Here is a 13,859-nt window from a genome sequence, read left to right on the forward strand (position 1 = left end):
CGAATGGCGTCTTGAGGGGAGACGCTGGGGGTCACGTCGGTGCTGCTGGGTGTGAGGGTGCCGTCGGTTCGGCGGAGTTGCTGCTGGCGGCGCTTTGTGGCGCGAAGGTTGCCTGTGACGCAGGCGTCCGGGCGCGCTTGCCGGGGTACCCGCGGGCGGTGCCCGAGGGAGGCTTGCGGGGACAGCCGGCGTACGTGAGGTCTCTGCACGCCGGCCGCCCGGACGCCTTCAACGTATGGCACGCCGTGTCACCTGACAAGGCACGCAGTGCCAGAAATCCCGCTCAGGTGAAATCTTTACGTAACACGTGAGCGATGATCGATCAAGTCGCCCTGAAAAATGGGTACGAAAACGCCGAACGGGCTCAAAGAGAGCCCGTCCGGCGCTGAGGTGCGGCAGGGGCCGCGAGTCGGGGGCGAGGGCGCTACGACCGTTCCTTGAGCGCCTGCTCGATGGTGCGCATCACCTGGTCCAGCGGGGCGTCGACCCGGGCGACGGTCACCAGGACGTCCCCTTCCGTGAAGGCGGAGGAGGCCGGCGCCGTCTGCGGGGCGACGTCACGGCCGGCGCCGATGCCGGAGCCGAACGTCTTCCGCACGATCGAGAAGGCGTGATCCAGCTGGGCCTCGACGTCCCCCTGCCCGCCCGCCCGCAGCCAGCGCCGCAGCACGTGGTTGTGCGCGGTGACCACGGCCGACGCCGCGACCTCCGCCAGCAGCGGATCGTCGTTGGCGTCGTCGTCGTGCGCGTGCTCGTCGAAGTGGCCGAGCAGGTACCGGGTGAACAGCCGCTCGTAACGGGCCACGGAGGCGATCTCCGCCTCGCGCAGCGTCGGCACCTCGCGCGTGAGCTTGTAGCGCGACACGGAGATCTCGGGGCGCGCGGCGTACATCCGCATGACTTCCTTGATGCCACGGCACACCGTGTCCAGCGGGTGCTCGTGCGCGGGCGCCGCGTTGAGCACCGCCTCCGCCCGGATCAGGGTGTCGTCGTGGTCGGGGAAGATCGCCTCTTCCTTGGAGCGGAAGTGGCGGAAGAACGTACGCCGTGCCACTCCGGCCTGCGCCGCGATCTCGTCGACGGTCGTCGCCTCGTACCCCTTGGTGGCGAACAGCTCCATGGCCGCTGCCGCCAGCTCTCGGCGCATCTTGAGCCGCTGCGCGGCGGCGCGACTGCCCGCGGCACTTTCCGGCGCGTCGGGCGTGGCTGAGGTACGGGAGGACTTGGCGGGCTGGGACATGACCCGAACGTACTGCATCCGCGCAGCGGAGTGCGCGGATGCGCAGATCCCCCCGCCCTCCCCGGGCGGGGGGCCGCCGGCCGGGCCGAGGAGCCCGCCCCAGTCGGCGGACTCCCCGTGCCGGTCCTCGCGCGCCTCAGCGCCGGGCATATTCGCGGAAGCCGCGGCCCGTCTTGCGGCCGAGGCAGCCCGCGGCCACCAGGTGCTCCAGCAGCGGCGCCGGGGCCAGGCCCGGGTCGCGGAACTCGCTGTGCAGGACCTTCTCGATGGCCAGCGACACATCGAGGCCGACCACGTCCAGCAGCTCGAACGGGCCCATCGGGTAGCCGCCGCCGAGCTTCATCGCGGCGTCGATGTCGTCGAGGGTCGCGTAGTGCTCCTGGACCATCTTGATCGCGTTGTTCAGGTACGGGAAGAGCAGCGCGTTCACGATGAAACCGGCCCGGTCGCCGCAGTCCACCGGGTGCTTGCGGATCTTCGCGCACACCTCGCGGACCGTGGCGTGCACGTCGTCCGCGGTCAGCACGGTGCGGACCACCTCGACGAGCTTCATGGCGGGCGCCGGATTGAAGAAGTGCATGCCGATCACGTCCTGCGGGCGCGAGGTGGCGCGGGCACAGGCGACGACGGGCAGCGAGGAGGTGGTGGTGGCCAGCACCGCACCCGGCTTGCAGACCTTGTCGAAGGCGGCGAACAGCTGCCGCTTGACCTCCAGGTCCTCGGCGACGGCCTCGACGGCCAGGTCGACGTCGGAGAAGGCGTCGTACGAGCCGGCCGGGGTGATCCGGTCCAGGGTCTGCGCGGCGGCCTCGGCGGTCAGCCGGCCCTTGTCGACGGAGCGCGAGAGCGACTTGCCGATCCGGGCCTTGGCGACCGCCGCCTTCTCCTCGCTGCGGGCGGCGAGGACGACGTCGTAACCGGCCTTGGCGAAGACCTCGGCGATCCCGGAGGCCATCGTGCCGGAGCCCGCGACGCCGACGGAGCGCACGTCCCGTCCCGGCGTGCCGGACGCGCCGGCGGCCGGCGTCAGCGCGTCCCCGACCACCGTGTCGCTGCCGGGAGCCTCGTACGAGTAGAAGCCGCGCCCCGCCTTGCGGCCGGTCAGACCCGCCTCGGTGAGCTGCTTGAGGATGGGGGCGGGCGCGTGCAGCCGGTCGTGGGACTCCGCGTACATGGCCTCCAGCACCGTGCGGGCCGTGTCGATGCCGATCAGGTCGAGCAGCGCGAGCGGACCCATGGGCAGACCGCAGCCGAGCCTCATCGCCGCGTCGATGTCCTCGCGGGAGGCGTACCGGGCCTCGTACATCGAGGCCGCCTGGTTGAGGTAGCCGAACAGCAGCCCGTCCGCGACGAATCCGGGACGGTCGCCGACCGCGACGGGCTCCTTGCCGAGCTGGACGGCGAGGTCCGTGACCGCGGCGACGGCCTGCGGCGAGGTGAGCACCGAGGAGACCACCTCGACCAGCTTCATCGCCGGGGCCGGGTTGAAGAAGTGCAGTCCGAGCACCCGCTCCGGACGGGCCGAGTCGGCCGCCAGCCGCGTCACCGAGAGGGCGTTGGTGCCGGTCGCGAGGATCGTCTCCGGGCGCACGACCTCGTCGAGCGCGCGGAACACCTGCTGCTTGATCTCGTACGACTCCGGGGTCACCTCGATGACCAGGTCGGCGTCGGCCGCCGCCTGAAGATCGGTGAAGGTGCGGAAGCGGGCGAGGACGTCGCCGCGCTCCTGCTCCGTGAGGCGCCCGCGCTGCACGGCGCGGGCGGTGGAGGCTTCGACCGCGGTGACGGCCTGGGCGGCCGCGGCCTCGCTGACGTCGATGCCGACGACTTCGCGGCCGGCCCGGGCGAGGACCTCGGCGATGCCGGTGCCCATCGTGCCGAGGCCGACGACGGCGACGGTCTTCAGCGGGGACAGAGGGGTGTCGGACAGGGGAGTGGCCATCGCGGGACTCCAGGAAGAGGGTGACGACTGAGGAGCACACGGGTGCGCCGAAGGGGCGCACACGGTGCGTGGGATGCGGGTGTTGCCGGGCTGACGAGCGCACACGCCCGGAGCCGTCCAGGAGGTGGAAGCACAGCCGCCCCTGGAGCGGTGAAGACCGACCGGCCCTGTCCCGGAGCCGTGTCGCACTGAGGTACCTGAGGTACCGAACCGACTGGCACTCGCGGCGGCTGCGTCACCAGGCCACCGCAAGCAGAACGCGAGTGGGTAACTCGCTCGTCTGAGCTTAACCGGCCGGTAACGAGCGCGCCAGCCCCCAGTTTGTGATGTAGGTCCCCGCACCCCGGGTGCCGCTCTAGGCTCGGCGTATGGACGAGGAGTTGCGAACACTCACGCGCCTGCGCACCGAAGCCGGGGCTTCCGCGACGTACGACCGGCTCGTGGCGACCGGGAACCCCGACGAACTCGCGGCCGCGCTGACCGAGCCCGGACAGCCGCTCTGGGCCCGGGAGCTGGTCGCCTTCCGGCTCGGCACCGCCGGTGACCGGCGGGCCTTCGAGGCCCTCGTCCTGCTGCTCAACCACCGCGATCCGCAGCGCTGCGCGTCCGCCGCGCACGCACTCGCCGCGCTGGGCGACCCGCGCACGGCCCGCGCCGCCGCCGCGCTCGCCACCAACGAACTGCGGGTCGCCTACGCGCTGCACCCGGTACGCCTCCTGGCGGAGCTGCGCGCACCGGAGTCCGTGCCCGCGCTCGTCACCACGCTGGAACGCAGACTGCGGCCGCACGATCCGTACCGCGGGGTCGCCCTCGCGTGCGTGGAGGGGCTGGGCGCGCTGGGCGACGCCCGCGCCCGCCCCGTCCTGACCGAGTGCCTCGCGCACCCGGCACTCGCGGAAGCGGCCGTCCGGGCCCTGGGCCGACTGCCGCGGCCGTGACGGCCGTTGACGCCGTGGCAGCCGCCGATGCCGTGACTCAGCGGGGCCCCGTGCCGTCGAGCACGCGCACGTAGCGCACCTCGGGGACCGCGACGCCGTCCACCTCGAACGGCTCCTCGGTGCCGTCGGCGGCGAATCCCGACCGCTCGTAGAAACGCCGGGCGCGGTGGTTCTCCCGCAGCACCGACAGGAGCATGCGCGGGTGGCCGGCGGCGGCGCACCGCGCGACCGAGGCACCGAGCAGCGCCCGGCCCGCGCCGCCGCCGAACCGGTCGGGGTGGACGTAGAGCGCGTACAACTCGGCGTCCCCGGTCGGGGTTTCACCGTCCCGGCAGGGGCCGTGGCAGGCCCAGCCGACCACCTCCCCGTCCCACTCGGCGACGACGTTCACCACGCCGTCGCCGCCCCGGTCGAAGAACATCCGCCGCCGCGCGACCTCCTCCGCCACGTCGAGAGCGTCCAGGTACGGCTGCGGCACGAGCCCCCGGTAGGCGCTCTGCCAGCCGCGGACACGGATCTCGGCCACCCGGTGACAGTCGGCGCGCGTCATGGCGCGCAGGGCGAGCCCGCTCACCCGCCGATCACCGCGTACGCCTCGATCTCCATCAGGAACTCCGGGCGGACCAGCGCGGCGACCTGGACCGCCGACGCGGCCGGGAGGCGGTCCGCCGGTATGTGGGCGTCGCGGGCCGCGCGGACGGCGGGCATGCAGGACATGTCCGTGACGAAGAAGGTGAGTTTGACGACGTCGTCGAACGTGGCGCCGGCCGCGGCGAGGCAGCGGCGCAGGTTCTCGAAGACCTGGCGGGCCTGCGCCTCGGGGTCGCCCTCGCCGACGACCTCCCCGTCCTCGTCGAGGGCGAGTTGGCCGGAGACGGCGACGAAGCGCCCGGTACCCGTGACGACATGCGAGTACGCGGCGGCGGGGGCGACCCCGTCGGGGGCGGGAATGCGGGTCAGCTCACTCATGCGTCCATGGTGGACCACCGGTCGGACAGCGGCCCCGGCGGCCACGGCCGTCGGGCTCCGCCCGCGCGGCCGGCGGTTCCGGCCAGAACCGCCGGCCAAGTCGCCGCCGGACTGCCGCGGATCAGCCGCGGAAGCCGAGCAGCCCGTGCAGCGCCGAGCCGCGCGAGGCGGCGGCCGTCCTCTTCGCGCTCAGCGGCTTCGGGTCGGGCAGCGCCTCGCAGACCGCGTCCGCCTCGCCGTCACCGCGCGGCACCCGACCGCTGTCGAGATACGCCGCCAGGTGCTTGTCCAGGCAGGCGTTCCCGCTCAGTGTGACGCCGTGGTTCCCGCCGTGCTCCTCCACCACCAGGCTGGATCCCCGCAGTTGCTGGTGGACGGCGACGGCGCCCGGGTAGGGCGTCGCCGCGTCGTCCGTCGCCTGGAAGAGCAGCGCCGGGGGCACCGCGTCGTTGGAGACGTCGACCGGCCGGAGCGGCTCGACGGGCCAGAAGGCGCAGGGCGCGTTGTACCAGGCGTTGCTCCAGGTCATGAACGGCGCCTCCTCGTGCACCGCCCAGTTGTCCTTGCGCCACTGCTCCCAGTCCCGGGGCCAGGACGCGTCACGGCACTGGACCGACGCGTAGACGCTGTAGCCGTTGTCCCCCGCCGAGTCCACCGCGCCGAACTTCCGGTACGCCTCGGTGAGCGGGCCGGCGTCCTTGTCGTTCACGTAGGCCGCGAACGCCCCGGCCAGGTGGGGCCAGTAGCCGTTGTAGTACCCGCCGGGGAGAAAGGTGTCCTCCAGTTCGGAGGGGCCGACCTTCTTCCGCGCGGGCTTCTTCGCGAGCGCCGCGCGCATGCCGTACCACTTCGCCTCGACCCCGGCCGGATCTTTGCCGAGTCCGTACGTCCTGTCGTGCTTCGCGACCCAGGCCATGAACGCCAGGTGCCGGTCGTTGAAGGCGCGGTCCTGCTGGATGTTGTCGTCGTACCAGACCCCCGTGGGGTCGACGACGGAGTCCAGCACCAGCCGGCGCACCCGCTCCGGGTACAGCTTCGCGTACACGGCGCCCAGGTAGGTGCCGTACGAGTACCCGAGGTAGTTGATCCGCCCGGCGCCCAGTGCCCGCCGGATCGCGTCCATGTCCCGGGCCGTGCTGACCGTGTCGATGTGGGGCAGCACGTCCGCGTACGTGGCACCACAGGCCTCGGCGAAGGCCTTGGCGCGGCCGAGGCCGGCCCTCTCCACCGCCTGGGTGATCGGAACGGAGTCGGGCCGCACGGGAGCGAAGTGCTTCGGCCGGCAGTTCAGAGCCGGTCTGCTCGCACCGACTCCGCGCGGGTCGAAGCCGACGACGTCGTACTGCGCCGCCACCTTCCTCGGCAGCGCGGAGGCGACGAACCCGGCGAGGGTGCGCCCGCTGCCGCCGGGCCCGCCCGGGTTCACCAGCAGGGGCCCCTGGTACGTCTTCGCGGTGTGCGGGACGCGGGACAGCGCGAGGGTGATCCGCTGCCCGTGGGGGTTCGTGTGGTCCAGAAGCACCTTCAGGGACGCGCACTGAAGCGTCGGGTAGGCGGTCGTGCCGCACTTCTTCCACGCGGGCTTCGGGGCGGCGGTCGCGGCGCCCGGCGTCACGGACGCGGCACCGGCGTCGGCCCCGGCCGGGACCGGCGCGAGCGTCGCGGCCACCACGGCGGCGGCGCACAGAGCGGCTGCGCGTTTCTTCATTGGGCCTCCCAGGACGGAGGAGCTGAGCCGTGCACCTCACGGCCTCCGCCGTATCGTCCCGGAAGGGGGGTCCGGAAGAACTCGTTCTGGACGGGCTTGACCCGATTGAGCGGCGGGATGCGCTCGGATGCCGCCGGGGCGGCTCCGGGCACGCGGAGCCCGGGCCCGACCGCGCCGCCTCAGAGCAGCGTGAGCTGGGTCGGCTCCGGTGGTGCCGGGGCCGGCTCGGGTGCGGCGATCCTGCGAGCCGCTCCGGCGCGCGCGGGTCCGATGCCGTACTCCTGCGCCAGTTCGTGGACCTGACGGGTGATGTGGCGCTGGTACCACCGGGGTGCGTAGGCGCCCTCCGCGTAGAGCCGCTCGTAGCGGCACACCAGGTGCGGGTGGTGGTGACCCAGCCAGGCCATGAACCACTCCCGGGCCCCCGGCCGCAGGTGCAGCACGAGCGGAGTGACCGAGGTGGCCCCGGAAGCCGCGATCGCCCGTACCGTGGCGCGGAGTTGGTCCGGGCGGTCGCCGAGGAAGGGGATCACCGGCGCCATCAGGACCCCGCACGCGATGCCGTGTTCACTCAGTGTGCGGACCGCGTCCAGACGCCGCTCCGGGGCGGGGGTGCCGGGTTCCACGGTGCGCCACAGCTCGGGGTCGGTGAAGCCCACCGACACGGAGATGCCCACGTCGGTGACCTCGGCCGCCTGCTTGAGCAGGTCGAGGTCGCGCAGGATCAGCGTGCCCTTCGTCAGGATGGAGAAGGGGTTCGCGTGGTCGCGCAGGGCGCCGATGATGCCGGGCATCAGCCGGTAGCGGCCCTCCGCCCGCTGGTAGCAGTCGACGTTGGTGCCCATCGCGATGTGCTCGCCGTGCCAGCGGTCCGAGGCGAGCCGGCGGCGCAGCAGCTCGGGCGCGTTGACCTTGACCACGATCTGGGAGTCGAAGCCGAGGCCGGTGTCGAGGTCCAGGTAGCTGTGCGTCTTGCGGGCGAAGCAGTACACACACGCGTGCGTGCAGCCCCGGTACGGGTTGACGGTCCACTCGAAGGGCATGCGCGAGGCGCCCGGCACCCGGTTCACGATCGAGCGGGCCCGGATCTCGTGAAAGGTGATCCCGCGGAACTCCGGGCTGTCGAAGGTGCGGGTGGTCACCGCGTCCGCGTCGAACAGCGCGGCGTCCCGGGCGCGGTCCCCGTCGGGGTCGGCCGTGAGGTTCTCCCAGCGCATGAGTCCTCCTAGGTAGCACTGGCTCCAGAATAGAACATACGTTCCCTTGATCGTGCGAACCGGTTTCCGGGCCCCCGCGGGACCCCGATTTGGGCCGCCCGGGCGCCGGGTGGTTGGCTTGCCGCACACCCCGGAAAACCAACTGCTGGAGGAAGTCAATGGCGCAGGTCGAGGCCACCACGGAACGGGTCATCGCGGCGGATGCCGAGACGGTCTTCGATGCCCTGGCCGACTACAGCGGCACACGCGCGAAGGTGCTGCCCGAGCACTTCAGCGAGTACGAGGTGCGCGAGGGCGGCGACGGCGAGGGCACCCTCGTGCACTGGAAGCTCCAGGCCACCAGCAAGCGGGTGCGCGACTGCCTGCTCGAGGTCAGCGAGCCGGCCGACGGTGAGCTCGTCGAGAAGGACCGCAACTCCTCCATGGTCACCACCTGGCGCGTCACGCCGGCCGGCGAGGGCAGGGCGCGCGTCGTCGTCACCACCGTCTGGAACGGCGCCGGGGGCATCGGCGGCTTCTTCGAGAGGACCTTCGCGCCCAAGGGCCTCGCCCGGATCTACGACGCGGAACTCGCCAACCTCGCCGCCGAGGTCGAGAAGTAGCCGAGCGGCGACTCGGAACTGCTGCTGCGGGGCCCGGAGTTGATCCTCCGGGCCCCGCTCGCAGTCACCGTTTCGAGTGGTTTTCCGCACGGCTTCCCCGTCCGCCGCAGGGCTCCGACCGGCGGTTACGCCCTTTCGGGCCGTTTGAGAGGCGACTCGTCGTACTTGCTCCCGGTTGTCGCGTAATGCGAGAAATGGGCCGCGCAGACGCGACGAGGGGAGCGGTACGTGGGCGGGACGACGCTGGTGGAGACCGAGCGGGTGGCGGCTCCTGTCGTCGACGCGCCGCCCCGGGCGCCCGCCCCCGGCACGACGGGCCTCAGCCCCCGCCGGATCCGCATGGTGTTCGTCGGGCTCATGCTCGCGCTGCTCCTCGCGGCGCTGGAGCAGATGATCGTCGCCACCGCGCTCCCCAGGATCGTCGGCGAGCTGCACGGTCTGGACAAGATGTCCTGGGCCATCACCGCGTACCTCCTCACCTCGACCGTCGGGCTGCCCGTCTACGGCAAACTCGGTGATCTCTTCGGTCGCAAGGGTGTCTTCCAGTTCGCCATCGTCGTCTTCGTCGTCGGTTCCGCGCTGGCCGGCCGGGCACAGAGCATGGACCAGCTGATCGCCTTCCGCGCCGTCCAGGGCATCGGTGCGGGCGGTCTCCTGATCGGCGTGCAGGCGATCATCGCGGACATCGTGCCGCCCCGCGAACGCGGCCGTTACATGGGGCTGATCGGCGCCGCGTTCGGCCTCGCCTCGGTCGCCGGGCCCCTGCTGGGCGGCTACTTCACGGACCACCTGTCCTGGCGTTGGTGCTTCTACATCAACGTGCCCTTCGGCCTGCTGACCCTCGCCGTCGTCACCGTCGTGCTGAGGCTCCCGAAGCCCGCGGCCAGGGCGCGTCTCGACGTCCTCGGGACCCTGCTGCTCGCCGCCGCCTCGACCTGCCTGGTCCTGCTGACCAGCTGGGGCGGCACCGAATACGCCTGGGACTCCCGGGTCGTCCTCGGGCTCGGTGCCGGAGCCCTCGCCGCGACGGCGCTCTTCCTGGTCACCGAGCACTTCGCGCCCGAACCCCTCATCCCGCTGCGGCTGTTCAGGGACGGCGTCTTCAACGTCACCGCCGTCGTGGGACTGGTCATCGGCATCGCGCTGTTCGGCGCGGCCAGCTACCTGCCGACGTACCTGCAGATGGTCGAAGGCGCCTCCGCGACCGGGTCGGGTCTGCTCATGCTCCCCATGATGGGCGGCATCGTCGGCGCCTCGGTGATCTCCGGCCAGCTCATCAGCCGCACCGGCCGCTACCGGATCTACCCCGTGCTCGGCAGCGCCCTGTCCGCCGTCGGCATGTGGCTCCTGTCGCGGCTGGAGACCGACACGCCCCGGCTGCACTACAGCATCTGGATGGCCGTCCTCGGCACCGGCATCGGCATGGTGATGCCGGTCCTGATCCTCGCCGTGCAGAACTCCGTGCGCCCCGCCGACCTCGGCACCGCCACCAGCGCCAACAACTACTTCCGGCAGATCGGCGGCAGCGTCGGCGCCGCCGTGTTCGGCACCCTCTTCGCGAACCGGCTCGCCGACGCGCTGGCCGAACGCCTTCCCGCGCCGGCCGGCGGCCCGGACCCCGAGTCCATCACCCCCCGGCTCGTCCACGCGATGCCCGCCGCGCTGCGCGACGACTACATCCGGGCGTACGCCGACGCGATGCCCCGGATCTTCCTCTACCTGGTGCCGGTGCTCGTCCTAGGCCTGCTGATCGCCTTCTTCCTCAAGGAGAAACCGCTGGTGTCCCACAACGCCCCCGCCTCCCCGCTCGCCCAGGTCCCGCAGTCGCGGACGCACGCCGCCGGGGTCCCGGTGTGCGGCACGGTGCAGCACCACGACGGCACCGTCGTGCCGCGGGCCGCGCTCACCCTCATCGACGTCGCGGGGCGGCAGATCGGACGGGGTGCCAGCGGCGAGGACGGGCGGTACGCGCTGTCCACGCCGGGCACCGGGTCGTACGTCCTGATCGCCGCGGCCGGCGGCCACCAGCCGCAGGCGGTCTCGGTGACCGTCGGTGAACGCCCGGTGGAACTGGACGTGGTGCTCGGCGGCGCCGGACGGCTGGCCGGCGGCGTGCTCACCGCGGACGGCACGCCGGTGCGCGACGCCACCGTCACGCTCACGAACGTCCAGGGGGAGGTGGTGGCCACCACCCGCAGCGGACCCGAGGGCGGCTACGTCATCGCCGAGCTGGTCGCCGGGGAGTACACGCTGGCCGCCAGTGCGCCCGCGTTCCGGCCGGCCGCGCTCCCCGTCACCGTGCAGGCCGCGCGCGAGACCCGCCAGGACGTCGAACTCGCGGGCGGAGCCGTCCTGCGCGGAACCGTGCGGGCCGGCGGCGGGCGCCCCGTGGAGGACGCGCGCGTGACGCTCCTCGACGCCGCCGGCAACGTCGTGGACACGCTCACCACCGGCGGCGACGGCACGTTCAGGTTCGTCGACCTGTCCTCGGGCGAGTACACCGTGATCGCGGCCGGGTATCCGCCGGTCGCCACCGTGCTCCGGATGGCCGGGGGCGGCAGGACGGAACGCGACCTCCAACTGGGCCACGAGGACTGACCCGTTGGCGGTCCGCTCCGGCTTGTCCGCGCCGGAGCCGCCCCCGATGATGTCAATTCGAGCGTTGGCGCACATCGCGAGCGGCCGCCGCCGTACCGTGGTGACGACGACGCAGATCTTGCGGATCCGTGGGGAGAAAGGGCCTGGCCATGGACCGTGGCACGGAAGTGGGCGCACATCCCGGAGCGGGAACCGGGGAGGATCCCGCGGCGGGGTACGCCGCCGCGGGGCGCATCCCGCTGGCCGTGGTCGTCGTCGACCGCGACGGCCTGGTCTCCCACTGGAGCACGGGCGCGCGGCGCCTGTTCGGCGCCACCCGGGAGGACGCGCTCGGGCGCCCCGCCGCCGACCTGCTGCCCGTCTCCGGCGCCCTCCCCGACGTCCTCGACCCCGAACCGCTGACCGACGCGTACGGACCGTACGAGGTCTACGACGGGCTGGGCCCCGACCTGGAGACCTCGCTCGGCGGCCGCAGCTCCTACCCGGCGGCGGGCCGCGCCCGGCTCCCCGGACCGGCCGGGGAGCGGCTCGACATCCTCTGGTGGGGCTACCCGCTGGTCGGCCCGGGCCCCGCCCGGCTCCTGGTGCTCGCGGCGGACGCGCAACGCCTCCAGGCCGAGCGCGGCTACGACGACGAGGTCGTCGAGCGCATCGCCCCCGGCTTCGCCCCGTACACCGAGCTCCCCGCACCGGACGACCTCGCCAAGCGGCTGCCCGAGGTCCTGCCGAACATGGGACCCGAGCTGAGCGGCCGGATCGTGGCGCAGATCCTCGAACTCGGCTATCCAGTGCTGGAGTTCAGCCAGTACGAGCGGGTGCCGGTGACTCCCGACTGGGGTGTGCCGCGCCGGGCGGGCAGGCAACGGGCCACGGCCGGGACCGGGATCACCGTGTCCCGTTCCGTGCCGTCCGGAGCAGAGCACGACCTGGAGTACGCCGCCGTTCGCGAGCGGCTGGAATTCCTGAACGAGGTCAGCACCGGCATCGGCTCCTCGCTCGACCTCGGCGAGACCATCCGCGAGGTCACCAGCGCCGCCGTGCCCCGCTTCGCGGACTTCGCCGGCACACACCTGCGCGCGGCCGTCCTGGCGGGTGAGGGATTCCCGGACGGCCCGCCCGACGTGACGACCGTGTGGCACCGCGTCTGGGTCGAGCACAACGACGAGCCCGGGCGCTGGGACGACACCGTGCCGGTCGGCGAGGCCATCGCGTTCCCCGAACACACCCCGTTCTTCCGGTGCATGGTCACCGGGGAACCCGTGCTCATCCCGCGCATCGACGAGCAGCTGGGGAACCGCATCGCGGGGGAGTTCGAGAAGCGGGACCTGCGGCCCCTCATCACCGGCCGCTCCCTGCTCATCGTCCCGCTCAAGGCACGCAACGTGGTACTCGGCTTCATGGTGCTGATGCGGCGCGCGGACCGTGAGGCGTTCGACGACATGGACCGCACGACGGGCGCCGAACTCGCCGCCCGGGCCGGCCTCGTGCTCGACAACGCGCGCATGTACACCTACCAGGAGAACGTCGCCGACACGCTCCAGGACAGCATGCTGCCGCAGGTCGCGCCGCGCATGGCGGGCTGCGACATCGCGACGCGCTATCTGCCCGGAACCCGTCTCGGCCGGGTCGGCGGCGACTGGTTCGACACCATCAAACTCCCCGGCTCACGCACCGCGCTGGTGGTCGGCGACGTCATGGGCCACGGACTCAACTCGGCAGCGATGATGGGCCAGTTGCGCACCGCCGTGCAGACCATGGCCACGATGGGGACGCCGCCCGCCCAACTGCTGCGCGGCCTCGACGACCTGGCCCGGCGGCTCGGCGAGAACTACCTCGCGACCTGCCTGTACGCGGTCTACGACCCGATCCGCGGCGAACTGCAGCTCTCCAACGCCGGTCACATCCCGCCCGTCGTGGTGCGCGCCGCGAACGGCCGCAGCGAACTGCTCGACCTGCCGACCGGCGCGCCCGTGGGGGTGGGCGGGGTCCCCTTCGAGACCGCGGTCGTCCGCGTCTCGCCCGGCGACCGGCTCGTGCTGTGCACCGACGGTCTGGTGGAGGTGCGGGGCGCCGACATCGGCGAGGGTCTCGCCGCGCTCTGCGAGTCCGCGGCCCACCCGGCCGCCTCGATGGACGACGCCTGCGACACGATCATCCGCGCGCTGAACACCCACGGTGAACGCAAGGACGACGTGGCACTGCTCATGGCCCGGCTCAACGGCATCCTGGACGATGACGTCGCAGAATGGCAGCTGCCGCGCGGCCCCCGCGAGGTGGCCAGTGCCCGGCGGCTGGTCCGCGGCCGACTGACCGCCTGGGGACTCGCCGACGCGGTGGAAACCGCTGAGCTGCTGGTCAGCGAGGTCGTCACCAACGCCGTACGGCACGGCGCGGGCGACGCGATCGGATTGCGGCTGGTCCGCACCGACGCGCTGCTGTGCGAGGTCACCGATGACGAGCCGACCCTGCCCGACTTCATGACCGCGGGTCTCGAGGACGAGGCCGGCCGGGGCCTGCGGGTGGTCAGCCGCCTGGCCCGGGAGTGGGGCGCGAGCGCCTCCGGGCACCGCAAGACGGTCTGGTTCGAGCAGGCTCTGACGTCCGGGCCGCGTCACCGCTGACACCCCGGGGCGCCGGGCCTCCGG

The 13,859-nt window shown here is 72.6% G+C and carries 10 protein-coding genes; 4 read left to right on the plus strand and 6 right to left on the minus strand.

Annotation, left to right across the window (positions count from 1 at the left end; genetic code table 11):
- Positions 1-424: 424 nt before the first annotated feature.
- Complete coding sequence (locus ACFYP4_RS03730; RefSeq protein ID WP_358854607.1) at positions 425-1,240, minus strand: TetR family transcriptional regulator; 816 nt, start codon at positions 1,238-1,240, stop codon at positions 425-427.
- A gap of 136 nt (positions 1,241-1,376) precedes the next feature.
- Entirely contained in the window at positions 1,377-3,182 is a 1,806-nt protein-coding gene (locus ACFYP4_RS03735) for a 3-hydroxyacyl-CoA dehydrogenase family protein (RefSeq protein WP_358854606.1), read from the minus strand.
- Positions 3,183-3,550: 368 nt separating this feature from the next.
- Here ACFYP4_RS03735 and ACFYP4_RS03740 point away from each other — a divergent pair, with 368 nt between their 5' ends.
- Entirely contained in the window at positions 3,551-4,120 is a 570-nt protein-coding gene (locus ACFYP4_RS03740) for an adenylosuccinate lyase (protein ID WP_358854605.1), read from the plus strand.
- Between the two features lie 37 nt (positions 4,121-4,157).
- Here the strand turns inward: ACFYP4_RS03740 and ACFYP4_RS03745 are convergent, their stop codons facing one another.
- The 4 genes from ACFYP4_RS03745 to ACFYP4_RS03760 form a co-directional block, all read right to left on the minus strand.
- Positions 4,158-4,670: a GNAT family N-acetyltransferase gene (locus ACFYP4_RS03745; protein WP_358854616.1), complete on the minus strand. Its 513-nt coding sequence runs from the start codon at positions 4,668-4,670 to the stop codon at positions 4,158-4,160.
- 20 nt (positions 4,671-4,690) lie between these two features.
- Complete coding sequence (locus ACFYP4_RS03750; RefSeq protein WP_358854604.1) at positions 4,691-5,089, minus strand: RidA family protein; 399 nt, start codon at positions 5,087-5,089, stop codon at positions 4,691-4,693.
- A gap of 121 nt (positions 5,090-5,210) precedes the next feature.
- The gene (locus tag ACFYP4_RS03755) at positions 5,211-6,797 is read right to left on the minus strand and encodes an alpha/beta hydrolase (protein ID WP_358854603.1); all 1,587 of its coding nucleotides are present in this window, start codon (positions 6,795-6,797) and stop codon (positions 5,211-5,213) included.
- A gap of 179 nt (positions 6,798-6,976) precedes the next feature.
- Positions 6,977-8,014 (minus strand): Rv2578c family radical SAM protein, encoded by a 1,038-nt coding sequence (locus ACFYP4_RS03760; protein ID WP_358854602.1) that lies wholly within the window; start codon positions 8,012-8,014, stop codon positions 6,977-6,979.
- Positions 8,015-8,172: 158 nt separating this feature from the next.
- Between ACFYP4_RS03760 and ACFYP4_RS03765 the strand changes: the two genes are divergently transcribed.
- The 3 genes from ACFYP4_RS03765 to ACFYP4_RS03775 all read left to right on the plus strand — a co-directional run bounded on the left by ACFYP4_RS03765 (position 8,173) and on the right by ACFYP4_RS03775 (position 13,835).
- Positions 8,173-8,616, plus strand: a complete 444-nt coding sequence (locus tag ACFYP4_RS03765; protein ID WP_358854601.1) for an SRPBCC family protein — start codon at positions 8,173-8,175, stop codon at positions 8,614-8,616.
- Between the two features lie 228 nt (positions 8,617-8,844).
- Positions 8,845-11,214: an MFS transporter gene (locus ACFYP4_RS03770; RefSeq protein ID WP_358854600.1), complete on the plus strand. Its 2,370-nt coding sequence runs from the start codon at positions 8,845-8,847 to the stop codon at positions 11,212-11,214.
- A 149-nt stretch (positions 11,215-11,363) separates the two neighbouring features.
- Complete coding sequence (locus ACFYP4_RS03775; protein WP_388782499.1) at positions 11,364-13,835, plus strand: SpoIIE family protein phosphatase; 2,472 nt, start codon at positions 11,364-11,366, stop codon at positions 13,833-13,835.
- Positions 13,836-13,859: the final 24 nt, after the last annotated feature.

Origin of the sequence: Streptomyces sp. NPDC005551, assembly GCF_042871785.1 — a bacterium.
Lineage (GTDB): Bacteria > Actinomycetota > Actinomycetes > Streptomycetales > Streptomycetaceae > Streptomyces.

Coding starts and splice junctions, on each gene's coding strand:
- ACFYP4_RS03730 (WP_358854607.1), bottom strand. CDS start 1,240: ATGTCCCAGCCCGCCAAGTCCTCCCGTACCTCAGCCACGCCCGACGCG.
- ACFYP4_RS03735 (WP_358854606.1), bottom strand. CDS start 3,182: ATGGCCACTCCCCTGTCCGACACCCCTCTGTCCCCGCTGAAGACCGTC.
- ACFYP4_RS03740 (WP_358854605.1), top strand. CDS start 3,551: ATGGACGAGGAGTTGCGAACACTCACGCGCCTGCGCACCGAAGCCGGG.
- ACFYP4_RS03745 (WP_358854616.1), bottom strand. CDS start 4,670: ATGACGCGCGCCGACTGTCACCGGGTGGCCGAGATCCGTGTCCGCGGC.
- ACFYP4_RS03750 (WP_358854604.1), bottom strand. CDS start 5,089: ATGAGTGAGCTGACCCGCATTCCCGCCCCCGACGGGGTCGCCCCCGCC.
- ACFYP4_RS03755 (WP_358854603.1), bottom strand. CDS start 6,797: ATGAAGAAACGCGCAGCCGCTCTGTGCGCCGCCGCCGTGGTGGCCGCG.
- ACFYP4_RS03760 (WP_358854602.1), bottom strand. CDS start 8,014: ATGCGCTGGGAGAACCTCACGGCCGACCCCGACGGGGACCGCGCCCGG.
- ACFYP4_RS03765 (WP_358854601.1), top strand. CDS start 8,173: ATGGCGCAGGTCGAGGCCACCACGGAACGGGTCATCGCGGCGGATGCC.
- ACFYP4_RS03775 (WP_388782499.1), top strand. CDS start 11,364: ATGGACCGTGGCACGGAAGTGGGCGCACATCCCGGAGCGGGAACCGGG.